Below are 26,791 nucleotides of genomic sequence, written 5' to 3'. Positions count from 1 at the left end.
ACTCCTGTCCGTCGATCAGCGCGCCCTTCACACCCGGCGGCCAAGGTTTGTCCATCGCACCTTGCAGGAGAACTCAAAACGACTCCACTCACATCCCCAGCGCCTTCACCAAAAACGCCCACTCGTCCGCCGTCTTCTCGATCGTCTTGTTCAGTGCCGTCCCAGCCCCATGCCCCGCGCTGGTCTCAATGCGGATCAGCGTAGGCGGTCCATCCTTTGCCTGACACTCCTGCAAACGAGCACCAAACTTGAAACTGTGCGCAGGGACCACACGGTCATCATGATCACTCGTTAGCACGAGCGTGGCCGGATACCGCGTGCCGGGCTTGAGGTTGTGATAAGGCGAATATTTCAGCAGCGCTCCGAATTCCGCAGGGTTTTCCACGCTGCCGTAATCGCTCTTCCACCCCCAGCCGATGGTGAATTTCTCGAAACGCAGCATGTCGAGCACACCCACGGCAGGCAAAGCGGCAGCATAAAGTTCGGGACGCTGCGTCATGCATGCACCGACGAGCAAGCCTCCGTTGCTGCCGCCTTGAATCGCGAGCTTGGCGCTCGTGGTGTATTTGTGCGCGATGAGCCATTCAGCAGCGGCGATGAAATCGTCGAAGACGTTCTGTTTGCCCAGCTTGATGCCGGCCTGATGCCACTGGCGACCATACTCGCCCCCACCCCGCAGGTTGGGCATGGCAAAGACACCGCCCATCTCCAGCCACACGGCGCGTGAGACGGAGAAGCCGGGCGTGAGGTTGATGTTGAAGCCGCCATAGCCGTAAAGCAGCGTCGGATTTGAGCCATCAAGCTTCAGTCCCTTTTTGTGGACGATGAACATCGGCACCTTGGTGCCATCCTTGCTGTGGAAGAACACCTGCTGCGTCTCGAACGCGGAACCGTCGAAGTCCACTTTCGGTTTCCGCCACAGCTTGCTCTCGCCGGTTTTCAAATCCATGCGGTAGATGGCGCCCGGTTCGGTGAATCCGGTGAAGGTGTAGAAGGTGGTGGTATCATGGCGATGACCGCCAAAGCCCCCCGCACTGCCGATGCCGGGCAGTTCCACATCACGGATGAGCTTGCCGTCGAGATCAAAGCACTTCACCTCGGTCTTCGCATCCCGCAGATATTCGCAGAACATCTGCCCGCCCACCGTACTGACGCCTTCCAGCAGCACCTTCGGCACCTCGGGCACCACGATTCGCCAGCTGCCACGTTCCGGCTTGCGCACATCGATGGCGATGACCTGGAAGCACGGCGCATTCAGATCTGTGCGGAAGTAAAAGACCGGTCCTTCATTGTCGATGAAGTCATAGCGTGCATCGTTGTCCTTGAGCAGCTCCACCACAGGGCCGCCACCGGAAATCTTCTGGTAGAACACGCGGTTCTTCGGCTCCGTGCCAAGCCAGACCTGAATGACGAGATACTCGCCATCCTCCGTGACGCCGCCACCAAAACCCCATTTCGGCTCGTCCTTGCGCTCGTAGATGAGTAAGTCCTCGCTCTGCGGTTTTCCCAGCGGGTGGAAGTAGAGCTTGTGAAATTCGTTCTTTGCCGTGAGCGCCGCACCGGCCTTCGGCTCATCGTAGCGTGAGTAGTAGAAGCCGCTGCCATCTTTCCGCCAGGACACGCCGCTGAACTTCACCCACTTGACCACATCGTCCAGATCGCGCCCGGTGGCGATGTCGCGCACGCGGAGGGTTGTCCAGTCGCTCCCGGCTTCGGAGACGCCGTAAGCGATGAGCTTGCCATCTTCCGTAGGCGCATAATCAGACAACGACGTCGTACCATCCTTGGACATCGCATTGGGATCCAGCAGCACCTTCGACTCCCCTGCCAGCGACTCCGCCGTCATCAGCACCGCTTGATTCTGCAGGCCCGAATTGTGCGTAAAGAACCACCGGCCGCCATGCTCAAACGGCTGCCCCATGCGCTCGTAGTTCCATAGCTTCTGCAGCCGCGTCTTGATCTCCTCGCGACGCGGTAGTTTTTCCAGATACGAAAACGTCACCTGATTCTGCGCCTTCACCCAGGCCTTGGTTTCCTCCGAGTTGTCATCCTCAAGCCAGCGATACGGGTCGGCGGTCTTCACGCCATGGTGTGTGTCCACCACGTCTTCCTTGCGCGTCTGGGGATAGGTCAAAACTTCGGCGGTGAGAGAGGCGGTGGTCATGAGGAACAGGTATGCGGCACGCATGGTGGCATCCTGCCTGTCATTTCAAACTTTGCATTTTCCAATTCTCATTTTGCAATCCCACCCGCCCCCGCCACGCTCATTGCACATCTTTCCAGCCACCATGCTCATCTCTCCTGATCAATACGAAAAGCTCGGCACTTTCTACCTCGGTCGTGAATACGATCTCGCCTCAAAGCAGGTCAAAGACGACATCATCCTCTATGACTCGAAGGATCTGGTGACGCATGGGGTGGTGCTCGGCATGACGGGCAGCGGCAAGACCGGCCTGTGCCTATCCCTGCTCGAAGAAGCGGCAATGGATGGCGTGCCGGTCATCGCGATCGATCCAAAAGGCGACATCGGCAATGCGCTGCTCACCTTCCCCAATCTCACGCCCGAGGAGTTTCGCCCGTGGATCAATGAAGACGAAGCACGGCGCAAAGGACAATCGCCCGACGATTATGCAGCGGCACAATCCGCGCTGTGGCAGAAAGGGCTCGGCGACTGGGGCCAGAGCGCGGACCGCATCAAAAAACTGCGCGCCACAGTGGACATGGCGATCTACACACCTGGCAGCAATGCGGGGCTGCCCGTGTCCATTCTCAGCTCGCTGAACTGCCCGCCTGCCGAGGTGATGGACGATGCCGAAGCTCTCGGCGACCGCATCGAAAGCACCGTGTCCTCCATGCTCGGGCTGCTGAACGTCAATGCAGACCCGATTCAGTCGCCAGAGCACATCCTGCTCAGCAACATCGTCGCGTTCTGCTGGAAGAAGGGGCAAAACATCACACTGGAAAATCTGGTGCGCCAGATCCAGCAGCCGCCGATTCGCAAAGTCGGCGTGGTGGATCTCGAAAGCTTTATGCCTGAGGCCAAACGCACCACGCTGGCGATGAAGCTGAACAATCTGCTCGCATCGCCCGGCTTCAGCACCTGGCTGGAAGGCGAGGCGCTGGACATCCAACGCATGTACTACACGCCAGAGGGCAAGCCGCGCATCACCATCTTTTGCATCGCGCATCTGAGCGACACAGAGCGCATGTTCTTTGTCTCGCTCCTGATGAACCAGCTTCTTGGCTGGATGCGTACCCAGCAGGGCACCACCTCCCTGCGCGCCATCTTCTACATGGATGAGATCTACGGCTATCTCCCGCCGACGGCGATGCCGCCTTCGAAGAAGCCGCTCATGATCTTGCTCAAACAGGCGCGTGCGTTTGGCCTCGGCATCCTGCTGGCCACGCAAAACCCTGCGGACCTCGACTACAAGGCGCTGGCAAACATCGGCACATGGTGGCTCGGACGCCTGCAAACAGAGCGCGACAAGATGCGGGTGCTCGAAGGACTCGAAGGAGCAGCCAACACAGCAGGTGGCAAGTTTGATCGCCAGCTCATGGAGCAGACGCTAGCCGGACTGGGCAACCGCGTCTTCCTCATGAACAACGTGCATGAAGACCATCCCGTCGTCTTCACCGTGCGCTGGCTGATGAGCTACCTCAGCGGCCCGCTCTCGCGTCCCCAGATTAAGGCGCTCATGGACCCGATCCGTCCAAAGTCTGGTTCCAAAGCCGCCGCAGCCGAGGACGATGGCTTCGCTCCTCCCGGTGCGAGCAGTGCCGCTGCCACCAACCGCAACACCCTGCGACCAAAGCTGCCTGACGGCGCCACCGAACTTTTCCAGCCGAGCGACGATGACGGCGAGCGCATCACCTACACTCCTGCCATCCTGCGCAGCGCGACGGTCATGTTTGATGATGCAAAGCGGAAGATCAGCGGCCGCAGCATCATCACGCTTGTAAATGAGATCGACATCGAGAAGCAGAAGGTGCTGTGGGACAAATTTGTCGATGTGCCGAAGGATGACGATCTCTCCAAGTATGAAAGCGAACCGAAGGAGAACGCCGCCTATGCCGACCTGCCCGGACCCGCGCTGAAAACGACGACCTACACCAGCATCAAGAAAGACTTCACCGAATGGGTGTTTGCCAATCACAGCCTTGAACTCTTCTTCTCACCACTGCTGGAGGTCTATTCTAACCCAGGCGAGAAGCAGGACGAGTTCAAGGTGCGCATCACACAAACGACCCGTGAGCAACGTGACGCCGCCATCGAGGAACTGCGCGCAAAAACCGCGAAGACGATGAAGTCGCTGCAGGACAAGGCCGAGAAAGCCGCAAGCAAGGTGGATGTGCAGCAGGCCCAATCCAGCGGTGCCAAACTGAGCGCTGCCGTTGAGATTGGCAGCAGCATTCTCGGTGCCATTTTCGGCCGCAAGACCAGCCTCGTGAAAGCCAGCACCATCAGTAGCGCCTCCCGAGCATGGAAGGAAGGCGTGGATGTCAAAGCCGCCCAGAGCGAGCTGGATTCTCTCAAAGCCGACATGGCGGAACTGGAAAAGCAGATCGCCGATGACACGCAAAAAATCCGCGATCAGTATGATCCAGCCACGCTTGTGTTTGAGACCTTCAAGCTCAGCCCGATGAAGAAGAACATCCAGGTGACAGCGACGGGGATCTTGTGGCTGGCGAAGTAGAAGCCAAACAGCCGGGGTCTCCGACCCCGGCTGGAACTGCGGAGCTAGAGAAAGGAATCCCAGCACCTTGCTCAATACACATCCCGCCGATACCGCTTCGCTTCCTTCATCGCATGCACATAAGCAGCGGCTTCCTCAGCCGTCTTGCCACCCTCTTGTTCGATGATCGTATGCAGCGCCTTGTCCACATCGCTGGCCATGCGTGAAGCATCTCCACAGACATAGAAGATGGCCCCTTGCTCCAGCCAGGCCCAGAGCTCGGCGCTGTTTTCCAGCATCTTGTGCTGCACATAAATTTTCTCGGCCTGATCGCGGCTCCATGCGGTGCTGAACTTGGTCAGCGTACCGTCGGCAAGATAGGCTTCAAACTCATCCTTGTAGAAGAAGCAGGACTTGGCGCTGACTTCCCCAAAGAAGAGCCAGGCTTTGCCTTTGGCACTGGTGGCCTTGCGTTCTTCAAGGAACGCACGGAACGGGGCGATGCCCGTGCCCGGCCCGCACATGATGATGGGCGTCTCTTCGTGTGGTTCGGGAAGGCGGAAGCCTTTGCCATGATTCACGAAGCAGGGAATGAGCGTCTCATTCGGCGTCACGCGTTCAGCCAGGAAGGTGGAGCACACGCCACCACGCGCACGGTTGTGGCTGGTGTAGCGCACCGTGGCGACGGTAAGGTGCACCTCCGTCGGATGCGCCTTCTGGCTGCTGCTGATGGAGTAGAGGCGGATGTTCAGCTTCTTCTGCGTGGCCATGAACTCCTCAGGCGTGAACTTCGCGATGGGATTTTCCAGCAGCAGGTCCACGACAAAGCGGCCCCAGAGGTACTCTTTGAGCGCTTCTTTTTTCTCCGGCACGCTGAGGTCAGCCAGCAAGGTGTCACCTTCCGTCTTTTCGATGATGGCCTTGATGAGCTTGTTGTCGATCTCGGTGATGAGAGCACCTTCGATCAAGGCCTGCCGAATGGGCACCTCGGCGGCGGTCTTCGGGTGCTTGACGATTTCCGTGCCTGAGAAGCCGAGCGCCGCAAGCGTGTCATCCACCAGCGCCGGATCATTCGTGGGCTGCACGGCCAGTGAATCACCGGGCGTGTACTCCAAACCTGAAGCGCCGAGGTCGATCTCATAATGTGCTGTGTGCTTGGGCGCATCCGGTCCGGAGAGGTTGAACATCCGCTTCACCTTGGCGATGCAGGGGTTCTTGACGTTGTAAACGGGCTTGCCGACTTCAGGAGTACTCATGAGCGGAGCCTAGAAGGCCGCTTGAAGTTGTCAAACCTGCCCGACTTCAGCCAGGGAGAATCAACATGGCCTTGGCTCCCGCCGTGCCCTCACGATTCGTCAGTTCCACACTGCCGCCGTGCAGTTGCGCGACTTCTTTGACAAAGCAGAGACCGAGACCGGTGCTCTTCTTGCCGCTGTCGGGGCGGGGCAGCGAGTAGAAGCGCTCAAAGACGCGTGTGCGGGCATAATCCGGGATGCCTGGGCCTGAATCTTCAATCTCGATCACCACCTGCGCGTCAAAGCGATAACCCCGAACGGTGATGACACTCCCTTTCGGAGCGAAGTCGATGGCATTCTGCAGCAGGTTGCCCACGGCGATTTCGAGGAGCCAAGGATCCCCTTTGACCACGAGCTCGCCGCTGATATCACGCTCCAGCCGCACCTCTTTGGCCAGAGCGATGAGCGCCAAATGGTCCCATGCACCATCAAGCACTCTCACGAGATCGACACGTTCGCTGGTCTCAAGCTTCTTCTGCTTTTCAATCGCCGCCAGGTGCAGCAGGCGCTCCAGCAGATCGCGCAGCCTGCCAGCTTCGGCATGGATGTTTTGCAGAAAGCGAGCGCGTTTTGGCTCCGGCACATCGCCCTGAAGAATTTCACCTGCACCGAGGATCGCGGCCACGGGGCTCTTCAATTCATGCGTGAGGCTTTGCACGTAATGCTCCACGTATTCACGGCCTTCCAGCGCATCCCGCATGTCCTCCAGTGCCTTAGCGAGAGTCTTCATCTGATGCCCCGGCATGCGCGGAGAGGTGGAGCGCTCCCCACGGCTCACGGCCAGAGCATGCTGGGTCAGCACCTCCAGCGGGCGCGTGGCCCAGCGTGCCGCGAGATAAATGCCCAGCAGCATGAGCAGCACCGTCGTGATGATAGACCACTTCAGCCAGCGCTCCGTCTCCCACACAAAAGCCAGCACACCGCGCTGGGGCTTGGCCACGCTGAGCATGCCGATGGTCCTGCCATCATGCAGGATAGGAGCGCCGACATACATGACAATGGAAAGCGGATCGTATTCACTCATGCGGGAGGAGCGCGCGCCGTACTGTCCCATGAGGGTGAGGTTCACATCGCGATGATTGGAGATCGCACCCGGCTTCTCAATGCCAGCGGAGTCAAAGATCACACGCCCCTGCGAATCGGTCACATAGACCTGCATGTCCACCTTCGTCTTGCTAAGGTTGTAGATCTGCGCCTTGAGCTGGCGCTGCTGAGCCGCGCGCACCGCCTTCTCGACGACCTGCGGTTTGAGCACACCGTTGTCTGCATCCGCGCCGATGACTTCCGCGAGGATATTGGCCACATCGACCATCGGCTCTTCGATGGCTTCAAAGTACTGCCGCTCCACGCGGTGGATGAGCTGTGTAAAGAGCACAAACAAACCCACCGTCGCCACTACGGCGAAGCCCAGCAAAAAGCGCGCGGTGAGGCTCATGCGTCGGGCCAGGTTTCGAGAAGTGAGTAGCCCATGCCTCGATGCGTGACGATGGGGTCGAGCCCCTCACGCACGCCGCGCATGCGGGCGCGCAACGTTTTGACATGCGTGTCCACCGTGCGCTCCATGGAGGCATCCGGCTCTTCGGAGGCATGATCCATAAGCTGCTCGCGGCTGAACACTCGACCAGGATGCGCCGCGAAAGCTTTGAGCATGCGGAATTCGTAGCGCGACAGATTCAGCGCAGTGCCGAAGTAAATGGCCTGACAGCGGGTGTCGTCGATGACCAGCGGGATGGAGGTGTCAGAGCCATTCGCAGGGAGCGGAATGGCCGAGACACGCCGCAGGATGGCGCGCACGCGGGCCACGAGCTCTCGCGGGCTAAAGGGCTTCACCACATAATCGTCCCCGCCGATTTCCAGCCCCACCACCCGGTCCACTTCGCTGGATCGCGCGGTAAGGAAGAGAATCGGCAGCGACTGCGTCTTGCGGATCGTTTTGCAGACCTCAAAGCCTGTCATGTCGGGCAGTCCGACATCGAGTATGACAAGGCTGAAATCCTGCAATTTCATCTGCTCCAGAGCAGCATTGCCCGTGGCGGCACTCGTGACGGCAAAGCCGTCGGCTTCGAGCGCATACACGACATTTTCGCAGATGGAAGGCTCGTCTTCGACAATGAGGATTTTGGCAGGCATTTCGGCTGGGGTGAATGTTTGAACCGCTGACGGGACGCTGACAACACGCTTGTTTGGAATCTCTTCATCATCCGACTGCGCATCTTATCAGCACTCGCTATGAGTTGTTAGGTCAAGCCTGGGGAGATAGAGCAGATTTCCGAATCCAGTTCAGACTCGTTTTCAGGCACAGCGCAGAACTCATCTTCATCATCGAAGAGGACAGGCCGCCCGTTTTCATCAAGCGGGGCGCTGAATATGGGACTCAAGATTACTACCAGTACAAGACAGGCAGCCAGCAGCAGGGAGAGGCGGAATGCTTTCATCGACGTCCATGCTCAAAAGGGACGTGAAACCTTGATGAAGCCGGCATGAAATGGACGTGAAAACGCACTCCACAAATTCGACTTCCCCCAAAGGAAATCGGCTGGCAGCAGCGTTGGTTTACACTCCACCCATCGTCATGCCAAGACTCATCCTCTCCCTCCTGATCTGCAGCAGCATTCTCAATGCCGTCGAGGTGCCGCCTGCCCTGCGCGACTATGCGCTGCCAGACGCCGCCAAGCTACAGGACAATCAAGGCCGTGACAATGGCGTGCGGTTTGTGGATCTAAACGGCGATGGCCATGAGGACATTGTGCTCTCCAATGCGCGTGAGTACGGTGTGTTTCTCTTTGTGCCAAAGGAACGTGCCAAAAAAGGCCTGCAATGGGACGAAGGCTGGTCACAGGTCATGCGCGAAGGCAAGGCGGGAGATGCGAACAGCCTGCCACTGATCGTTCGCGTGGATGGCAGCGACAACGGCATCTCCTTTCATGATGGCGCGATGTGGAGTGGTACCAAGCAGCGCATTCCGTTTGCCGAACTGCTCAAGGTGCCCGGACCCGCGCCGAAGTCGCCGCAGGATTCTCTGAAGGCGCTGCATGTGAAGCCGGGATTTGAGGCGATGCTAGTGGCCGCTGAGCCGCTGGTACAGGATCCGGTGTTCATCGACTGGGATGCGAAAGGCCGCATGTGGGTGGTGGAGATGGGGGACTACCCCTTTGCCCCCGGCGAAAAGACCAAGGATGGCAGCGTGGGGCAGGAAAAAGTTTCTGACCTGCAAATGGGGCGCGTCAAAATCCTCGAAGACACGAATGCCGACGGTGTGTACGACAAGTCCACCCTCTTCCTCGACGGGCTGAAGCATCCCACGGGGCTCGCTCCATGGAAGAACGGGGTCTTCATCGCCAACATTCCGGACATTTTTTATGCCGAGGACACGGATGGCGATGGCAAGTGCGACAAACGTGAGACCTGGTACACCGGCTTCACCGCCGGCAATCCGCAGCATTTGGTGAATGGCTTCTGCTGGGGGCTGGATGGCTGGTTCTACGGAGCGAATGGGGACAGCGGCGGCGACATCACCTGTGTGAAGACGGGCAAGAAAATCGCCCTTGGCACCAACGATTTCCGCTTTGATCCACGCACCGGCGAGTTCGCATTGGAAGGCGGACGCAGTCAATACGGCAAGTGGCGCGATGATTTTGGCAACTGGTTCGGCAACAACAACAGCACCATCGGCTGGCACTACTGGCTGCCGTTTCGGTATCTCGAACGTCATCCGGAAGCGGTGGTAAAATCCATCCGCAGTGACATGAATGATGAGAGGCGCCTCTACCCCGCAAGCCCGCCTGTGCGCCGCTTCAATCAGGGTAGCGCAGTCAACACGCTGACCTCCGGCTGCTCGCCGATGCCCTTTCGGGACAACACCTTCGGCACCGATGGCGCGCAGGTGATGTTCATCTGCGAACCGGCCAACAATCTGGTGCATCGTGAAGTGTTGAATTACGACGGCGGTACCATCACCTGCAGACGCCATCCAGACGATGTGAAAAGCGAGTTCATCGCCAGTGAGGACAACTGGTTCCGCCCCAGCATGGCACGCACAGGGCCGGATGGCGCGCTGTATGTGGTGGACATGTACCGGCTCGTTCTGGAGCACCCGGAATGGATTCCGGCTGAGATCGCACGCGGTCTGGATCTGCGCGGCGGGGAGGATCGCGGAAGAATTTACCGCATCAGCAAGAGCGGGGCGGCAGCCGGATCGCCCAAAGGCGGGACTGCCATGCTCGATCCCATTGCTGCGATGGGTTCTGCCAATGGGTGGATGCGTGACACGGCGCAGCGTTTGTTGCTTGAGCGGAATGAGACCTCTGTGGTGGCCGCGCTGAAGCCATTGCTCGGCGCTGCACCGGCAGTGCGAATCCAGGCAGCATTCACGCTGATGCAGCTTGGCGGCATGAGCGAGGATGAAGTATTTGCCTTGATCCATCCGCTGACGCCGCAGGTGCGTGCCGCAGCCTTGACGGCCACAGGCATGCTGTCGGATGCGGTGTTCAGTGATTTTGAGAAGCTTCTGCTCAAGCAGGTGCCGCAGAAAGCCCCCAGCAAGGTCGTGATGCCGATGATCACCAACCAGAATCCGAACCGGCAGAAGGTCGTGGCCAAATACGTGACGGAGGCAGCCAGCCTCAGTGGAGATGCAAAACGCGGCGCGGCGGTGTTTCAGAAGGTCTGCATGGTGTGTCACAAAGTGCGTGAGCTCGGTGTGGAAGTCGGGCCTGATCTGACCACAGTGGCCACCAAGCCGCGTGAGCAGCTCATCGAGGCCATCTTCGATCCGAACCGCGCCGTGGAGCAGCGCAATGCCGCAACGCAGGTGACGAAAAAGGATCAGTCCCTGCTCGTCGGCCAGCTGGCCTCCGAAACACCGGGCAACATTACCATTCGACTCCCCGGCGGCGCTGATATCGTGGTGCTGCGCAGCGACATCCGCGAACTCAAAACGCTGACCACTTCGATCATGCCCGAAGGACTGGAGAGCGTGCTCAGCGCGCAGGATGTGGCAGACGTGCTTACCTACATTGGCAGCAAGCCCTGAGGGTACAGCCCACAGAGTTAAAAGAACCATGCCCTTGTTGGAATATGCGTGACATAGGGGCGGGTGTTTGGCTAGGCTTGAGCCATGAAGCGTGCGCTGTGGCTGTCCATCCATCTCTTTCTCACCAGTTGTGCGTCGGCCGGCTCAATCTCTTCATACACACCACAGCATGGAGACATCGTGTTCCAATCATTGCCTCACATTCCAGTCATTGATGCGATCGAAGGCAGCACACATTCGCCGTATTCGCACTGCGGCATTGTGGTGAAGCAAGACAACGTCTGGCATGTGCTGGAGGCCATCGGCCCGGTGCGGCTGACCCGGCTGGAGCGATGGGTCAGTCAAGGACGGCAGGAGGAGTTTGCAGTGTGTCGGTTAAAGCCCGCCTTTCAGCCGAAGATTGATGCCATGATCACGGCTGCGGAGAAGTTCATCGGGCTGCCGTATGACATCCAGTATGAGCTGGACGATGAAAAGATCTACTGCTCGGAGCTTATCTACAAAGGCTTCCTGAAGGCCAGTGGGGAGCGCCTGGGAAAAACGGTGAAGCTGGGAGATCTCGACTGGCGTCCGCATGAAAAGGTCATCCGTGCCATCGCGGGAGATCCGCTGCCGTTGGACCGGGAGATGATCACGCCGCGTGATCTGGCCAAGGCGGAGCAGCTGGAGGCGGTTCTACCGCTGGAAAAGCACCTCGTCACCACGCGGTGAGCGGACTCTACTTCACATCACGCCACAGCCAGCGCAGAGCCTCGGGCAGACTGGGGGCCATGCCTTTGCTGCCATGGAAGCATTGCGTCCAGTCGATGCGAAAGTCGTAGTTCATGTACTTCAGCGCGGCAGCCATCTGCTTGTTGGCGATGGGCCAGTTGCCAAATTTGTTGTCGAGATCGTTTTCGCCATCCAGCAGGTAGATGCGGATGGGCTTGCGCTCGGAGGCACGGATCAGTGAGGGATAAACATCTCCGCCTTTCAGATCCACGAAGGAGCCGACCCAGGAGAGCACTTTGCGGAATTTGTCAGGCCGCTCCCACGCGACGGTGAAGGAGCAGATGCCGCCGGAGGAACCACCTGCGATGGCCCAGGCTTCAGGCTGAGGTCGGAACTTGGTTTGATAGCGCTTCTGAACCTCGGGCAGAATTTCATCGATCAAGAAACTCGCATAAGCTGGCCCAAGCGAGTCGTACTCAAAGCCACGATTGGCGGCCTTCTCACCGGGCTTTTGCTTCGTCATGCGACCCGGATCAATGAAGACGCCCACCGTGCGTGGCATCTCTTTCTTATGAATGAGATTATCGAAGACCACCGAGGCACGCATCGAGCCGTTGGGATCTGCATGGCGCGAGCCGTCCTGCCAGACCATGAGGCAGGTTTCCTCTCCGGGCTTGAAGCCAGCGGGCAGGTAAACGGTCACCGTGCGCACAGTATCGGGAAAGACCTCGCTGGTGTTCCACTCAAACTTCTCCAGCCTGCCCTGCGGCACATCTTTGTGTGGCAGGCTGTCGGCAGTGTACTCGAAATGTTCGACGTGCACCGTGCCTGCGAGGTGAGGCATTCCTTCAGACTCCACGCGGTAACCGGTTTCGGTGAAGTTGGGCAGGTCAGTCACGAGCACCTGCAGGCCGTCCTCTCCCAAGGCTGTCATGTCGCCGATCAAGGTGCCATCCTGCTGCACGACTCGTGCGGGCTTGGGGTCAATGATGGCCCAGGCGACCGTGGTCGCTTCAATCTTTGCCGCCGCCCTGCCTTGTGTCAGGTTTTGCCTACCAAAAAGGCGCACGACCTGGTCATGCAGCATTTGCTGCGCCTCGGAAGTCGATGTTTTTCCCAAAGCCGCCGCGATCTGCCGCGGTGTGATGGAGGGCAGTCCACCCGGTTTGTTTTGAGCAGCACTGAAAGTGACTGCGAAGAGGAACAACGAAAGGAGGGCGAGACGCATGTGTGTGGTTCTAACGCCACATACTGCGGTGGAATATCGCTGATTTCCCTGGATGCAGTTTTAGCGATCCGAGTAATGACTCATCACGAAAGGAGCGGGAGCCTTAAGTCTCTGATTTAAAGCGCTGCCGTGAACGGCATCTTGCCATGTGGCAGTGCCGCCGTGCGCAGACGCGCCTCAATGCCTTCCATCATGGCGCGCACGTGGCGCCATTTGGTGCGGTCGCGCATGAGGTCCATGCTCTTTTCATACGATCCCCACTGAATGACTTCGATGTCCACATGGCGCACTCCCCAGTTGTCCATCATGGAGCGGTTCGGTTTGTACAAATCGATGGTGCCGGTGCCGACAAGGGCGCTGCCGTAATCATCCACCACATAGGTGACGCCGGGTTGGCCGGCGATGCGGAACAGCGTGCCGACTGGAAAACGCGACCAGTCTGCCGCAGCGCTGCGCACGTTGCCAAATCTCAAATTGGTGCCGATCGCATTCTTCACCCCATAGATGATGTGATCGCTTTCATCATGCGTGTAGGCGGTGGTGCGCACTCGCATCTGAGAATTGCGATACAAATTTGAAGCTGCCAGCAGCGGCGGCTTAGGATCATCCAGCACAAAGGTGTAGCGCTTGATCGTGCTGGGACGGAACGGAACATTGTTGGCCAAGGCCTTGCGCACCTCGTATTTGACGCCTGTTTGCAGTGGGGCGGACGATTTGTGCCGCATTTCTTTCCAAGTAGAGAGCAGCGATTGCTTAGGCAGAGCGCAGCTAGAAAGCGTGGCCATCAAGACACCACAGAGGCCAGAGGTCATCAAACGTGAGTTGTACATGGCTGGATAGTTTTGGAATTGCGAAAAAGATACCGTAATTTTCATATATCTTCAATATAAAAAGAATAGATTCCATATTGTTAAAGTTTAATAGACCTTAATTTCCATACCTTCTGGATAGGTTCACTTCTCGCCTTCAAGCCAGCCGAGCAGAGTGTGTTGCCTCCCCTTCCCTCTTATTCTGCCTGCTCGTCCCACAGCTTTCGCCAGTGGTCGAGGCGCTCTTTGATGCGGCCTTCGAGGCCGTTGGCGGTGGGGTCGTAGTACTGTTTCCCGCCTTCCAGACAGCGCTGAGGAACGAAGCCTCCCTCATAGTTGTGCGGGTACAAGTACCCTTCCCCATGGCCAAACTCTTTGGCAGCCTTTTTGTGATGGGCATCCCGCAGGTGCTTCGGCACAGGCAGAGTTCGTCCGTTTTTCACATCCTCCAAAGCGGCATCGATGGCGGTGTAGGAGCGGTTGCTCTTCGGCGCGGTGGCATTGTAAATGGTGGCATGCGCCAGAATGATCCGCGCCTCCGGCATGCCGATGAATTCGACGGCCTGCTGCGCAGCCACTGCAACGCGCAGAGCGTTACTATCAGCCATGCCAATGTCCTCGCTGGCGGCGATGACAATGCGCCGGGCGATGAAGCGGATGTCCTCCCCGGCATAGAGCATCTTGGCCAGCCAGTACAGCGCCGCGTCGGGATCTGACGCGCGCATACTTTTAATGAAGGCGCTGATCGTGTCGTAGTGCGCATCGCCGTCCCCGTCATACACCACGGTCTTTTGCTGCACGGACTCCTCCGCAGCCGCGAGCGTGATCACAATCTCGCCCGCGGCATTCGGCTGCGTGGAGAGCACGGCAAGCTCCAGCGCATTGAGGCAGCGGCGCGCATCCCCATCCGCCACGGTGGCGAGATGCAGGCGCGCGTCCGATTCGATACGGGCATTCATGCCACCCAGGCCGCGCTCCACATCGCTCAAGGCGCGGTCCATCAGCGCCTCAAGGTCGGGAATGCCCAACGGCTCCAGCGTGAAAACCTGGGAGCGGCTGACCAGCGGGCTGTTCACATAAAAGAAAGGATTGTGCGTGGTCGCGCCGATGAAGCGCAGCGTCCCGCGCTCCAGATGCGGCAGCAGCACATCTTGCTGCGCTTTGTTAAAACGGTGAATCTCATCCACAAAGAGGATGGTCGTCTTGTTATAGAGCCGGATATGATGCCCCGCATTCTCCGCCTCTTTGCGGATGTCCGCCACGCTACTCTCCACGCCGCTGAGCGTGACGAAGCGCGATTTCGTCTCCTGAGAGATGATGTGCGCCAGCGTCGTCTTGCCCACCCCGGGCGGTCCGTAGAGGATGATCGAAGAAAAGCGGTCCGCCTGCACGGCACGGCGCAACAGCTTGCCCTCGGCCAGAATGTGCTGCTGGCCGGCATACTCCTCCAGCGTGCGCGGCCGCATGCGGGAGGCCAGTGGCGCGCCTGCATGGTGCACCGCTGCACCCGCACGTGGTGGTTCAGGGGGCGGTGAGGCAAAAAAATCGTCAGCCATTCAGGTCAGATGTAGTAACGATGAATGAAGCTGAATGGCCGCAACGGCAAATCGCAGTTTGCACCTGCTGCGGTTTGGTGCTCGATAGCACCTGACCATGAAGCTCTCCAAAAAAGCCGAATACGCCCTCCGCGCCCTCGTGGCGATGGGTCGTGAGCGCGAGGGCACGAATTTCTCCATCCAAGATCTGGCCAGCAAGGAACACATCCCGCTGAAGTTTCTGGAGCAGATCCTGCTGGCCCTGAAAAACGGCGGCCTCCTGCGCAGCAAGCGCGGCGTGGGTGGCGGCTACCAGCTCGTCACCCACCCGGCGCGAATCACGATTGGAGAGGTGGTGACGCTTTTCGACGGCCCGTTTGACCCCATCCCAGGGGCGGACCAAGATGCGTTGGGGCAGGTCTTCAGCGGCCTGCGCGACCAGGTGGCCCAGTGGTTTGCGGAGCACACCGTGGCACAGATCATCGCCCAGGAACGCTCGCGCGAGACGGTGTCGTTTGATATTTGATCACTTTCCGAAGAGCCACATGGCCAGGATCAGCGTCCATGCGATATTGAACACCTGACCACCGAGAAAGGCCAGCGCCGGCTTGCCCTCGCCCAGTGTAAAAAGTTCCCCCAGCCGCGTCTCCAGACCGATGCACACAAACGCAGCGGCGAACCACACATCGCGGAAGTTCTTGATCGGATCCTTGGCCGTTTTGAGCGCATCCGCCGGAATGAAATACGAGAACGCGATCGAGGCGATGACGAAACCGATCACAAACTTGGGAAAGCGATCCCAGATGACCGCCGCCGAAACTTTCTGCCCCGATGCAGCGCCACCGCGCAGCGTCCACCAGATGGACAGGATGAATGCAGCCACACCAATGAGGACATTCTGGGACATTTTGACGATGGAGCCGATGTCGATGGCCCTTTCACCAACGGCCTTGGCAGCAGCGGTGACTGAGGCAGTGGTATCCAGCGTGCCTCCAAGCCAGGCCCCAGCCACCTCGGCGGACAATCCCAGCGATTTGGCCACCCATGGCATGAAAAGGATCATCGGCAGTGCGCAGACCAGAACCAGTGAGGTCACATAGGAGAGCTTCTTTTTATCGCCTTGGATGGCACCGCAGGCTGCGATGGCGGCAGAGACCCCGCAGATGGACACTGCCGTGGCGAGCATCACGCCGAACTCGTCATCCACCTTGAGTTTTCTCGCGAAAAAGAAGCAGGCATACCAGACCACCGGAATCACCAGCACCGCCTGGATCATGCCCGGCACGCCAGCTTTCATGATCTCCGGCAGCGCAATGGTGGCGCCATGGATCACGATCCCCACCTTGATGAAAAATTCCGCACGGGCCGCGCCCCGCAGCCAGTCAGGCATGGGCAGCAAATGGCTCCATGCCAGGCCCAACCCCAGGGCAAACACGACATACTCCACCCCCCAGGCCTTGATGCTCGAAACCGCCGCGATCTGCTGAGAAGCCCAGGCCAGGGCAAGCACCACCACCGCTCCAAACAGCACCCGTGGCCCAAAAAACAAAGCCGCGAAGGCAGCCAGCGTCCCCATCATCACCCATACTGACGGAGCCCAACCTGCTGCCAGAGCCCCTAAAATCGGCAGCCCTGCCAGCACCGCCAGCCAGTCTTCATTATTCCACCAATGGTTTGCAGCAGGAGGTTGGGAGTCGGCAGGCGGGGTGTTGTCTTCAGGCATGGTTGAATGGGTAAAAAAATCGCGGTGGAAAAACCACCGCGATTCAAACGCCCGCTGAGAAGGAGATTTTACTGCCAGTTGCCAAAGGCATAGGGATTGTTGCCGGGCTGCTGGCCATAGCCATTGCCGGGGTAATAACTGGACTGCTGGCCGTAGCCGTAATTTGGCTGCTGGCCATAGCCATAGCCATTCTGAGGCGGGCAGCTCTGCTGGCCATAAGGCTGGTTGTAATTCGACTGGCCGTAACCTTGCTGGGGATACTGACGCTGGCTATTGCTCAGCATGCTGCCAGCAAGGGCACCGAGGACGCCGCCGATGGCGGCTCCTTCCAGGCCCCGATGGCGCTGATTACCGATGATGCCACCCGCGCCAGCACCGATGAGAGCGCCTGCGACGGTGCCGCCTGCCGAGGAGCGGCCATAGCCGCCGCCACCGCCATAGCCTTGATTGTATCCACCGTAGCCGCCCCCGCCGTAGCCATAGCCGTAGGGATCAGCGCAGGAGGTCAGGGTGAATGTCAGCAGCAGGGTTCCAAAGGTCAGCGTGCGAACGAGGGAAGTCTTCATGAGGAGGTGATGTAAATCTTGTCCTGCACTCTGACGCGTCCTTTCACGAACTATTCGATTATATTTCCGCTACATCTCCAAATGCATCCCGGCAGTTGCAAAAAAACCATGCTGCGGCTCGTTGTCGGCCCACCATGAAGATCCTCCCTGCCCTTCTGCTTGCCACGCTCGCCGCCGTTTCCCCGCTCGGGGCGGCAGATTCGTATGACATCGTCGTCTATGGCGGCTCCTCCGGAGGAATCACGGCGGCTATCCAGGCGGCACGCATGGGCAAAACGGCGGTGCTCATCGAACCCACAAAGTTTCTCGGCGGCCTGACCACCGGCGGGCTGGGTGCCACAGACATCGGCAACAAGAAGGCCATCGGCGGCATGTCGCGTGAGTTTTACGCCAACGTCTTCAAGTACTATAATGACCCGGCCAAGTGGCAGCACCAGACCCGTGAGGAATACTTCGCTAAAAAGCAGCACGGCAACACGGGCAGCGAAGACACCATGTGGACCTTCGAGCCGCATGTGGCCACGGAGATCTACGACTCCATGCTGGCCACCGTGAAGGACAAGGTGACCGTGGTTTTCAGCGAACGCCTGGATCTGAAAAAGGGCGTGGTCAAAGACGGCACACGCATCACCAAGATCATCATGGAGAGCGGCCGTGCCTTTGAAGGAAAGATGTTCATCGACGCCACCTATGAAGGCGATTTGATGGCCAAGGCCGGCGTGAGCTACGCCGTGGGTCGCGAGCCGAATGCGCAGTTTGGCGAAACGATCAACGGCGTGCAGAAGGTGAAAACGATCCACCATCAGTTCACCAAGAACGTCGATCCCTATGTGAAGCCCGGCGATCCGAAAAGCGGCGTGCTGCCCGGCATTGATCCCGGCGACATCGGCGAAGATGAAAGCGGCGACCGCAAGCTGCAGGCCTACAACTTCCGCATGTGCACCACCGACGTGCCGGAAAACCGCCGTGATTGGGAGAAGCCCGCCAACTACGACGAGAAGTGGTTCGAACTGGCCCTGCGCAATGTCGAGGCCGGTGACGAACGCATCTCCTGGGCTCCCACCTGGATGCCGAACCGCAAGACCGACACGAACAACAACTTCGCCATCAGCACCGACTTCATCGGCCAGAATTTTGATTACCCAGACGCCGACTATGAAACCCGTGCGAAGATTTGGAAAGCCCACGAAGACTGGCAGAAGGGCCTCATGTGGACCTATGCACACCACCCCCGCGTACCTGAAAAAATGCGTGCCGCCTTCCAGAAACTGGGTCTGGCCAAAGATGAATTCAAAGACAACGGCAACTGGCCCCGCCAGCTCTACGTGCGCGAAGCACGCCGCATGATCGGCGGCTACGTCATGAGCGAGAAGAACTGCAAGCGCCGCGAGATCGTGGAAGACAGCGTGGGCATGGGTGCCTACAACATGGACTCGCACAACGTGCAGCGTTACATCACCAAGGAAGGTTTTGTGCGCAATGAGGGCGACATCCAGATCGGCACCCGCCCCTACCCCATCAGCTACCGCAGCATCACGCCGAAGGCGGAGGAATGCACCAATCTCCTCGTCCCCGTGTGCCTGAGCGCCACGCATATCGCCTACGGCAGCATCCGCATGGAGCCCGTCTTCATGGTCATGGGCCAGAGCTCCGCCACCGCCGCCGCCATCGCCATCGACTCCGGCAAAGACCTGCAGCAGATCGATATGGCCAAACTCAAAGAAAAGCTCCTCGCCGACGGCCAGATGCTCGACTTTGAATCACCGCCGATGCCGGAACATGTCTCGATCAGCAAGGAGAAGCTCGGCGGCATCGTCGTCGATGACAGCGAAGCCGAGCTCACCGGCTTCACTTCAGAAGGCCACAGCACACCGGGCTTTGTCGGAGAAGGCTATCGCCACGATGGAGATACCGCCAAAGGCGAGCAGAAAGCCCGCTTCACCCCCAACCTGCCTGCCGCAGGCCAGTATCGCGTCGCCGTCACCTACACCGCCTTGGCCAATCGCGCGGACAACGTTCCCGTCATCATCCACCACGCCGATGGCGAAGCCACCGTGGTCGTGAACCAAAAGAAGAAAGCCCCTGAAAAAGACGTGCTTCTCCCCTTGGGCACCTACCGCTTTGAAAAAGGCAAAGCCGGCTGGCTCGAAATCCGCAACGAAGGCACCAAGGGCCACGTCATCATTGACGCGGCGCAGTGGGTGCCTGCGAAATGAGTGGATCGATTTTATAAGGAAGGCAGGAACCAGCTTGGTTTCCTGCTTTCCTCATTCCTGGCTTTTACATGCGGCGGCGTTGCAGAACTATCGCGAGGGTGGCGAAGAGAAGCAGCAATGCACGGGAGGGTTCGGGGACGGCAACGATCAGGACACCAGTGGTGAAGAGTTCGGACGTATCCCAGATCAGCCCTGCTGTCAGCGTGGGCAGATCATACTGAATGGTGGTGACGGACACAGGGCCGGTCAGGCCAGACCAGTCGAAGAGCCGCCATTGATCGCCTTCTGCCCAGCCGGTCATGTCGTTGGGAATCGAAACTCGCAGCAGTGTGTCCGCATCCAGACTCACAGCACCAGAAATGATGGCGCGGTCGGCCGCAGCGGCGTTGCCGGTGTTGTCCCCCTGCCCGGCTCCGGAGAAGAGATCAAAGTTTAGGACAGAGGCTGCTGAAAAACTAAGAACACCTGTGCCGGAGGTTTGAATGGTGAGCGTGCTGGCCGCCGACGGAATTCCCCCAGCCTGCTCCGTGCCGATCTGCAAGGTGCCGCCAGTCAGAGTCACGCTTTGATCCGCGCCCGGGGCAACGCGCCCGCTGCCGCCAAACACCGCGCCGGACTGGACTGCGACCGCCCCCAGCCCGGTGCCAGAGCCAGTCGCAGTGGTCACAAGCAGGGTGCCTTGAGTCACCGTCGTACCGCCGCTGTAAGTGCTGTTCCCGGTGATGATCCAGGTGCCCGTTCCGACTTTTTCGATCTTGCTGGTGATGCTGACGTTGACGTCGGGCAGACTGACGATCTCATTGGCTCCGGTGTTGGTGCCCCCAAGGCGCAGCACGCGCTGCACAGGGTTGCTGCCTGCGGCGGTGAAGGGAGAGGTGAATTTGACCGTGCCTGTTCCGGTGTTTTCCAGAACTGCGGTCACTGAGATCACATCGGTGGCCACGTCGGCGTTGCTGATGTTGATCGGGCGGTTGGTCACGGAGTCGGTGTCTCCAATGTAGCGCAGTGTGGCCAGCACATTGTAATTCTGTGCGGAGGTGGTGGCCGTGGCCATGTCGATGATGCTGGTGGCGCTGTTGTAGTCGCCAGTGCCTAGCGAACTGGCCTGCCCCCGGTCCGCGAGCGAGGTGACTTCGATGGTGTTCTGCAGCAGCGTGGTCTTGCCCCTGTAGGTGTTCGCCGCGCCCAGCTGCAGGGTGCCGAGCGAGATGGTCAGATTGAGGTTGTTTTCGTTCGCACCTGAGCCGCCGATGAAGCCACTGCGAAAATCGAAAGTACCTGAGACGTAGTGCAGGAAGGTGCTAAGGCTGGTGGTTCCGCCCACGACCGCATTGTTCGAGCCTGTGCCTTCCGTGCGCAGCCCGCCATACTGGGTGACGGCATAGCCGGTCGAGGTGCTGCCGAGGATCAGCTTCCCGCTGGTGCTGCCGCTGCCCAGCGTGAATGTGGTGCCGTAGTAAATGGCATAGCTGATGGAGGAACTGGTGGTTTTGACGAGTTGCAGCGCGCCATCCTGAATCCGCGTGGCGCCGGAATAATCTCCGGTGGTGTAGCTGGTATCGTACTCGTAAATGACCGTGCCTGCGCCGGTCTTGGTCAAGGCTGTGCCTACAACGGTGCCGCCTGAGTTGGTGGTGTTTAAAATGCGGCTGCGGATGGTCAGGGGGGCGTCGAGGTTGTTCTGAAAGATGGTCAGCTCTGTGGAGCCCACCGCCGCGCGTATGCCACCACCGGTGATCGTCGTGAGATTCGCGCCGACATTGGGCGTGACCAAAATGCCCCCGAGGGTGAGGACGACAGAGCTGGCGTCCTGCGTGAGGGTCGTGGCCTGGGATTGATTGAAACGCAGACTGCCGATGCTGGTGCTCGCGCTCAGTGTCGTGGCGGTAATGCCCGAGGCTATGTCCGCATTGTCAGCCAGAGTGGTGGCGGTGCTCAGCGTGTAACCGCTGATGCTGGAGAGCCCCACAAAAAAGCGCAGTCCGGAAACCGCCACCGTGGTGGCCGCCCAGTCATCCAGCCCAAGCGTGGCAAACGCGACGCCACCGGCGCCGGTGACCAGGGCATTGTCTGCGCCGCTTGTTGTTTTGATGGAGCCAAGGGTCGGCAGATCCAGACGCAGCGTGCCTCCCACCACCGTGCGGGAGATGGCGCCAAAGGTGATGTCCATGCTGCCAGTGCCAGATGATACCGCCGTGATGCGCGAAGAACCGCTGGCGATTGTCAGCGTGCCGAGAGCCTGACTGCTGGCACCGTCCACTTTGCCCGTGGTCTTGAACGTGCCACCGCCCAAAGTCAGAGTGCCTACGGTGCTGCTGAGGGTGACATTGGTGTAGAGCATGTTGGCCGCTGGTGCGTCCGCTGCGCTGAAGTCCAGATGCAGCACCCCGTTGTTCACGGTGGTGATGCCGGTGGCCGTGCTGGTGCCCATCAGGGTCAGTGTACCGCTGCCTTCCTTGGTGAGAATGCCCGAGGTGGCTGTGATGGCCCCATGCACCTCAAAGTTGCCGCTGCCTGAGAAGGTGTAACTGGTGGCACCGATCTGCGCGGTGATGCCGCCCGCAAGAATGAGCGTACCGCTGTCGGAGCCAAACCGTGTGGTGGACTGGATGCGCACCGTGGGCGTGATCGTATTGACGCCGCTGAGATTGCGGATGGCTCCGTCCAAGGCGATGCCATGGCCGTTGGCCTGGATAGTTTCGTTCAAGGTGATGCCACCAGAGAGGTTCAACGACGCGCCAGTCATTATTTTGGTAATGCCGGTCGAGCCCGTGGTGCCGAGAGCATTGCCGTCACGCACCTCCAACACGCCGCTGTCCACCGTCACCACACCGCTGAAGGTGTTCGCTGCGGCAAGCACCGTGCGTCCGACGCCATTGATCTCGAGGCTGACACTGCCGCTGCCATTGTTGGCGATGGAGGCATTGATGGTCAGTGCGTTCGAGGTGGACATGTTGGTCAGCAGCAGCTGCCCGGCGGCATTGTCCACGCCACCGGCGGTGAGAAAACTGCCGTCTCCGAGCGATCCAACCGCCAGCGCCTGGGCACCCTGAATGATCTGCACGCCGCCACTGTCGGCGAGCCGCAGTGTTTTGCCCGCCAGATCAAGCTGACGCACGTTGCCGGTGTCGGTCATGGAAAGTGTGGCCAGATCCGTCACCCCGGCGGTGAACGATACGGCACCGGTGGAGGAACCTGAAATTTGCAGGTTGGCAGTTGTCGTGTAGCCCGGCAGCACGCTGACGTTTGCACCTGTCTGATAGACAAGATCTCCGGCAAACACGCCGACCACCCCGTCGGTCAGACCTGCCCATCCTCCGACACGACCATCCCCACTGCGATAGGTGGCCCAGGCGCCCACCAGATCCTGGGTGGCACCGCCGACGCTGCCGGTGATCTGCCCTGTCACTGGAGCCGTGATGGCCAGCACAGCACTGCCCGTGCGGGTGATGTCGCCCAGGTCAACGCTCATGCTGCCGCCAAAGCCCGACACGAGCGTGATCGCTGTGGCGCTCTGCTGCACGCTGAGGCTGCCGAACGTCTGGCTGTTGGCCTTGCCTGCGGCACCGACGAGCTGCAGCTCCGTGCGTGTGGTCAGGCCTCCCAGAAGCTGCAGCGCTCCTGCCGTTGTGCCATGATACAGCATGTCTTGAGTCGATGCCGTCGCGGCGGTGAAGTCCAGAATGTTCACCCCGCCTTCGGTGCCTGCGTTTTCGGAAGTACTGACGTAGCTGAGAGCACGCCCCAGGACGGTGGCTCCCGTGTAGGTGCTGGGAGCAGCGTAGGTCAGAGTCAGCGGCAGCAGTGTGTTGACGGGTGCATAGGCGGTGCGGCTGAAACTCCAGCTGCCGCCCGTCTCGCCGATGCCGCCGCTAATCGTGGTGTTGACCGTGTTGATGTGCGTATGAAAACGGGCGTCACCGCTGAGAGTGATGGCCCCGCTGAAGGTGGAGTTGGAGGCGTCCACGCGAACCGCGCCGTAATTGGCGGCCCCCACGCCGGCAATGGTGAGCGCCGTGGTGTAAGTGCCGGTGCCTGTGGGATTGAAGATGGAGTAGGTCTTCACATCAATGCTGCTGAGGCTGCTGATGTAAGTGGGGAGGCCAACGCTGAGATAGATGCCGCTGGTGGCTCCGGCTGCGCTGCTCAATGTGAGCGTGCCAGTGAGATCAGGATTCACCGAACTGATGCGCACAAAAGCGGTGGTGGAACCACCCGATTTCTGAAAGGTGAGATTGCTGCCTTTGAGCAGTGACGTGAAGGTGATCCACTGGCCGCCTGTGCTGCCGCCAGAGGCTGCATTGGCAATGCTCACCAGCCCTCCCGTGCCGAAATTGAGCGTGCCCCCCGTAAACGCGTGAGCGGTGGTGCCGAGCGGAGCCCCCAGCGGATCAAAGATCATTCCGGCCAGCTTGATCTCACCGTCTAGAGTGAGCGTCCCCCCCGAGGTGCTCGAGGTGTAGCCAAATTCGGCGATCGCCACACCGCTGTTGTCCCAGGCGCTGTACACACTGTCCTTGTACCAGCGCAAATTGGTGCTGACTCCAGTGTTTGTACTCCAGGTGCCGTTGCCATTTTGAAGGCCCGTCGTGGCGAGATCACCATCCCATTGATAGGTTTGCGCACAGGCAAGGGATGTCATCAACAACAGGCCCAGGAATACTAGAAGTCGTTTCATGTGTGAGAGGGTGAATGCCCTCCCCGCGACTTGACCGTGGACTTCCATGACCAGCATAAGGCTGTTCTTCGATTCAAGTTTTTTGGGGGGGGACCTCTCACCCAAGCATCAGCCGTGCCTTCCCCCTCAACAGCAACCAGCTTGGCACAATAGTACCACTTTATGCGCCAGCCGTTCTAGTTGTGATTAAATGAATTTTCCCACCCGATAAAGGAGTGATTTATCACACTCAAAAACAGACCCAAAAATCAGCCATGTCCAACGCATGAGTGCGAAAAAAGCAACTTTGTCATGATTACCCTCATGCATCGTCACCGAGCGCTTTTGAACTGATCAAAGCTTGCTCTCATTCACTTCGGTCTTTTCATTTCGAACATGTCCTGTGTCCGGCAGTACCAGTTGGGACTCTGCATGCGGCCGATGGGATGATAGTTCCCGGGCTTCACCAGCCACGTTTCAGGATCCAGAATACCATCGCGCACATGCACGCGCAGCACTTCGCCAATGATCAGTCGGTTGTCGCCGATTTCGATGATGCTGTGGCTGCGGCATTCAAAGCTGGCGGGTGCTTCGGCGATGCGTGGCGGTTTGACCACGCTGCTCGGCACCGCGGTGAGCCCGGCATGCAGCAGCTCGTTTTCACCCGGCGGCAGCGTGGCCGCACAGAGATTCATTTTCTCGGCGAGCGCTTCATCGACGAGGTTGACGACGAACTCGTGCGTCATGCGTATGTTGCGCGCCGTGTCCTTCGGCACTCCGGCAGAGCGATCTCCGGGACAGAGGCCGACGATCGGCGGAGAATCCCCCAGCACGTTGAAGAAGCTGAACGGCGCCGCATTCACACGCCCTTCAAGATCGACGGTGGTCGTCAAGGCAATTGGCCGCGGGGTGACAAGCCCGGCGAGAATCATGTAGGCGTCTTCGCGCAGGGGTCCTGTAAAGTCGAGTTCCATGATCTGTAAATATAAGCGTGCAGGGAGTCAGAAGCCCCATTTTGTTACGAAGCAGACTCAGAAACGGACTCGGCACGATACGCTTTTGCCAGCAAAGTCACCGGCTGCGTCACTTCGCGGCAAGGATGACTGCCACAAGCGCGCAGCCCATTGGCGATCTGCAAATGACACCCAGGATTGCTCGTGGCAACCACAGGCGCCCCGGCCTGGCGAAGGTTGGCGATTTTTCGGTCCAGCAGCTTCTGGCTCTGCTCGGGCTGGGTGATGTTGTAGATGCCCGCGCTGCCGCAGCACCAGTTCGACTCCGGCAGCTCCTTGAACACAATCCCCGGAATGCTGTTCAGAATCTGCCGTGGCTGTGACACGACCTTCTGACCATGGCAAAGATGGCAGCTTTCATGATACGTCACCTCGCCAACACCTGCACCTGCGGTGGGTTTGCGGAAGCGGATCTGCACGAGCCATTCGTGGATGTCCTTCACCATCCTGTCCCACTGCTTGGCTTTTTCCGCATAGAAAGGATCATCATGCAGCAGGTGCCCATAGGTCTTCAAATGCGATCCGCAGCCGCCAGCATTGGTGATGATGGCATCGATATGATCGAGATCAAAGCTGTCGATCTGCCTGCGGGCCAGCTCGCGCGCGAGTTCAAGCTCGCCATTGTGCGCGTGCAATGATCCGCAACAGCTCTGCGAGCGCGGCGTGATGACTTCGCAGCCATTCGCCAGCAAGACATCCGCAGTATCGCGATTGATGTTCGAAAACGCCAGATCCTGAATGCAGCCCGTGAGCAAACCCACGCGGTAGCCTTTGCTCTGCTGCGGCACTTCCTCCGGCCAGATCAGGTCATCAGAAAATTTCTCCGCGATCTTCGGCGTCTGTGGCTCCAGCTTTTTCAGCGAGGGCGGCATGAGTCCAAAGAAGCCTACCTTGCGCATCAGCTTTTCCAGCCCGGTGCTTTGATACACACGCAGCACACGCCCGATCAAACGCAGCAACCAAGGACGCATGAAGATGACATTCAGCGAGAGCCAGCGCCAGAAGTCGCGCTGCATGCCGTCATTCACCTGCGCCTGTTCGACTTCAGCGCGCGCCGTTTCAAACAGCTCGGCATAGTTCACTCCAGCCGGACACGCCGTTTGGCAGGCAAGACATCCCAGGCAGTAGTACATTTCATCGGAAAGCGCCCTGGTAACCTCCAGGTTGCCGTCCGCCACCGCACGCATGAGCGAGATGCGTCCACGCGGGCTGTTGCGCTCCATTTTTGTCTCCACATAGGTGGGACACGTCGGCAGGCACATGCCGCAGTGCATGCACTGCTGCAGCACGGAATAGTCGATGGATTTGAGGAGATTGGCAGATGGCATGA

Annotated in this window: 18 protein-coding genes; 5 read left to right on the top strand and 13 right to left on the bottom strand. The window is 59.2% G+C overall.

Features of this window, described 5'->3' with window-relative positions; genetic code table 11:
• Positions 1 to 88 precede the first annotated feature (88 nt).
• Positions 89 to 2,188 carry a prolyl oligopeptidase family serine peptidase gene (locus tag AC3RLQ_RS00370; protein WP_493033290.1) on the bottom strand — a complete coding sequence of 700 codons (2,100 nt, stop codon included), beginning with the start codon at positions 2,186 to 2,188 and terminating at the stop codon, positions 89 to 91.
• 100 nt (positions 2,189 to 2,288) lie between these two features.
• On the opposite strand from AC3RLQ_RS00370, the gene AC3RLQ_RS00365 reads away from it, so the two are divergent.
• Entirely contained in the window at positions 2,289 to 4,697 is a 2,409-nt protein-coding gene (locus AC3RLQ_RS00365) for an ATP-binding protein (protein ID WP_493033288.1), read from the top strand.
• Between the two features lie 71 nt (positions 4,698 to 4,768).
• Here the strand turns inward: AC3RLQ_RS00365 and AC3RLQ_RS00360 are convergent, their stop codons facing one another.
• The 4 genes from AC3RLQ_RS00360 to AC3RLQ_RS00345 all read right to left on the bottom strand — a co-directional run bounded on the left by AC3RLQ_RS00360 (position 4,769) and on the right by AC3RLQ_RS00345 (position 8,406).
• The gene (locus AC3RLQ_RS00360) at positions 4,769 to 5,932 is read right to left on the bottom strand and encodes a diflavin oxidoreductase (protein WP_493033286.1); all 1,164 of its coding nucleotides are present in this window, start codon (positions 5,930 to 5,932) and stop codon (positions 4,769 to 4,771) included.
• A gap of 46 nt (positions 5,933 to 5,978) precedes the next feature.
• Positions 5,979 to 7,406, bottom strand: coding sequence for a two-component system sensor histidine kinase CreC (gene creC / locus AC3RLQ_RS00355; RefSeq protein ID WP_493033284.1), 1,428 nt, complete (start codon positions 7,404 to 7,406; stop codon positions 5,979 to 5,981).
• Positions 7,403 to 8,101: a two-component system response regulator CreB gene (gene creB / locus AC3RLQ_RS00350; RefSeq protein WP_493033282.1), complete on the bottom strand. Its 699-nt coding sequence runs from the start codon at positions 8,099 to 8,101 to the stop codon at positions 7,403 to 7,405. The genes creC and creB overlap by 4 nt, the downstream gene beginning before the upstream one ends.
• Before the next feature lie 107 nt (positions 8,102 to 8,208).
• The gene (locus AC3RLQ_RS00345) at positions 8,209 to 8,406 is read right to left on the bottom strand and encodes a hypothetical protein (RefSeq protein ID WP_493033280.1); all 198 of its coding nucleotides are present in this window, start codon (positions 8,404 to 8,406) and stop codon (positions 8,209 to 8,211) included.
• A gap of 137 nt (positions 8,407 to 8,543) precedes the next feature.
• Between AC3RLQ_RS00345 and AC3RLQ_RS00340 the strand changes: the two genes are divergently transcribed.
• Entirely contained in the window at positions 8,544 to 11,003 is a 2,460-nt protein-coding gene (locus AC3RLQ_RS00340) for a PVC-type heme-binding CxxCH protein (RefSeq protein WP_493033278.1), read from the top strand.
• A gap of 84 nt (positions 11,004 to 11,087) precedes the next feature.
• Positions 11,088 to 11,714, top strand: a complete 627-nt coding sequence (locus AC3RLQ_RS00335) for a YiiX/YebB-like N1pC/P60 family cysteine hydrolase (RefSeq protein WP_493033276.1) — start codon at positions 11,088 to 11,090, stop codon at positions 11,712 to 11,714.
• Positions 11,715 to 11,721: 7 nt separating this feature from the next.
• Here the strand turns inward: AC3RLQ_RS00335 and AC3RLQ_RS00330 are convergent, their stop codons facing one another.
• From AC3RLQ_RS00330 to AC3RLQ_RS00320, 3 genes are all read right to left on the bottom strand, one after another.
• Positions 11,722 to 12,942, bottom strand: coding sequence for an alpha/beta hydrolase (locus AC3RLQ_RS00330; protein WP_493033274.1), 1,221 nt, complete (start codon positions 12,940 to 12,942; stop codon positions 11,722 to 11,724).
• Between the two features lie 116 nt (positions 12,943 to 13,058).
• A complete protein-coding gene (locus AC3RLQ_RS00325; RefSeq protein WP_422321262.1) occupies positions 13,059 to 13,772 on the bottom strand; it encodes a 3D domain-containing protein in 714 nt (237 codons plus the stop codon).
• A gap of 176 nt (positions 13,773 to 13,948) precedes the next feature.
• Positions 13,949 to 15,307, bottom strand: a complete 1,359-nt coding sequence (locus AC3RLQ_RS00320; RefSeq protein WP_493033271.1) for a replication-associated recombination protein A — start codon at positions 15,305 to 15,307, stop codon at positions 13,949 to 13,951.
• Positions 15,308 to 15,404: 97 nt separating this feature from the next.
• Here AC3RLQ_RS00320 and AC3RLQ_RS00315 point away from each other — a divergent pair, with 97 nt between their 5' ends.
• Complete coding sequence (locus tag AC3RLQ_RS00315) at positions 15,405 to 15,812, top strand: RrF2 family transcriptional regulator (protein ID WP_422321260.1); 408 nt, start codon at positions 15,405 to 15,407, stop codon at positions 15,810 to 15,812.
• Here the strand turns inward: AC3RLQ_RS00315 and AC3RLQ_RS00310 are convergent, their stop codons facing one another.
• Both AC3RLQ_RS00310 and AC3RLQ_RS00305 read right to left on the bottom strand, forming a co-directional pair.
• Positions 15,813 to 17,009, bottom strand: coding sequence for a YeiH family protein (locus AC3RLQ_RS00310; protein ID WP_493033269.1), 1,197 nt, complete (start codon positions 17,007 to 17,009; stop codon positions 15,813 to 15,815). It lies immediately after the preceding gene.
• Positions 17,010 to 17,077: 68 nt separating this feature from the next.
• Positions 17,078 to 17,575 (bottom strand): hypothetical protein, encoded by a 498-nt coding sequence (locus AC3RLQ_RS00305; protein WP_493033267.1) that lies wholly within the window; start codon positions 17,573 to 17,575, stop codon positions 17,078 to 17,080.
• Positions 17,576 to 17,709: 134 nt separating this feature from the next.
• Between AC3RLQ_RS00305 and AC3RLQ_RS00300 the strand changes: the two genes are divergently transcribed.
• The gene (locus AC3RLQ_RS00300; protein ID WP_493033265.1) at positions 17,710 to 19,791 is read left to right on the top strand and encodes an FAD-dependent oxidoreductase; all 2,082 of its coding nucleotides are present in this window, start codon (positions 17,710 to 17,712) and stop codon (positions 19,789 to 19,791) included.
• A gap of 64 nt (positions 19,792 to 19,855) precedes the next feature.
• Here AC3RLQ_RS00300 and AC3RLQ_RS00295 read toward each other — a convergent pair whose 3' ends face one another.
• The 3 genes from AC3RLQ_RS00295 to AC3RLQ_RS00285 all read right to left on the bottom strand — a co-directional run bounded on the left by AC3RLQ_RS00295 (position 19,856) and on the right by AC3RLQ_RS00285 (position 26,789).
• Complete coding sequence (locus tag AC3RLQ_RS00295) at positions 19,856 to 24,469, bottom strand: beta strand repeat-containing protein (RefSeq protein WP_493033263.1); 4,614 nt, start codon at positions 24,467 to 24,469, stop codon at positions 19,856 to 19,858.
• A 350-nt stretch (positions 24,470 to 24,819) separates the two neighbouring features.
• Complete coding sequence (locus AC3RLQ_RS00290; protein ID WP_493033261.1) at positions 24,820 to 25,422, bottom strand: flavin reductase family protein; 603 nt, start codon at positions 25,420 to 25,422, stop codon at positions 24,820 to 24,822.
• A gap of 44 nt (positions 25,423 to 25,466) precedes the next feature.
• On the bottom strand, positions 25,467 to 26,789 hold the full coding sequence (locus tag AC3RLQ_RS00285; protein WP_493033259.1) for a (Fe-S)-binding protein: 1,323 nt from the start codon (positions 26,787 to 26,789) through the stop codon (positions 25,467 to 25,469).
• Positions 26,790 to 26,791: the final 2 nt, after the last annotated feature.

It is taken from the genome of Prosthecobacter sp. GW821-HT29F12 (assembly GCF_058803405.1).
This window is presented reverse-complemented; position numbering and strand designations above follow the sequence as displayed.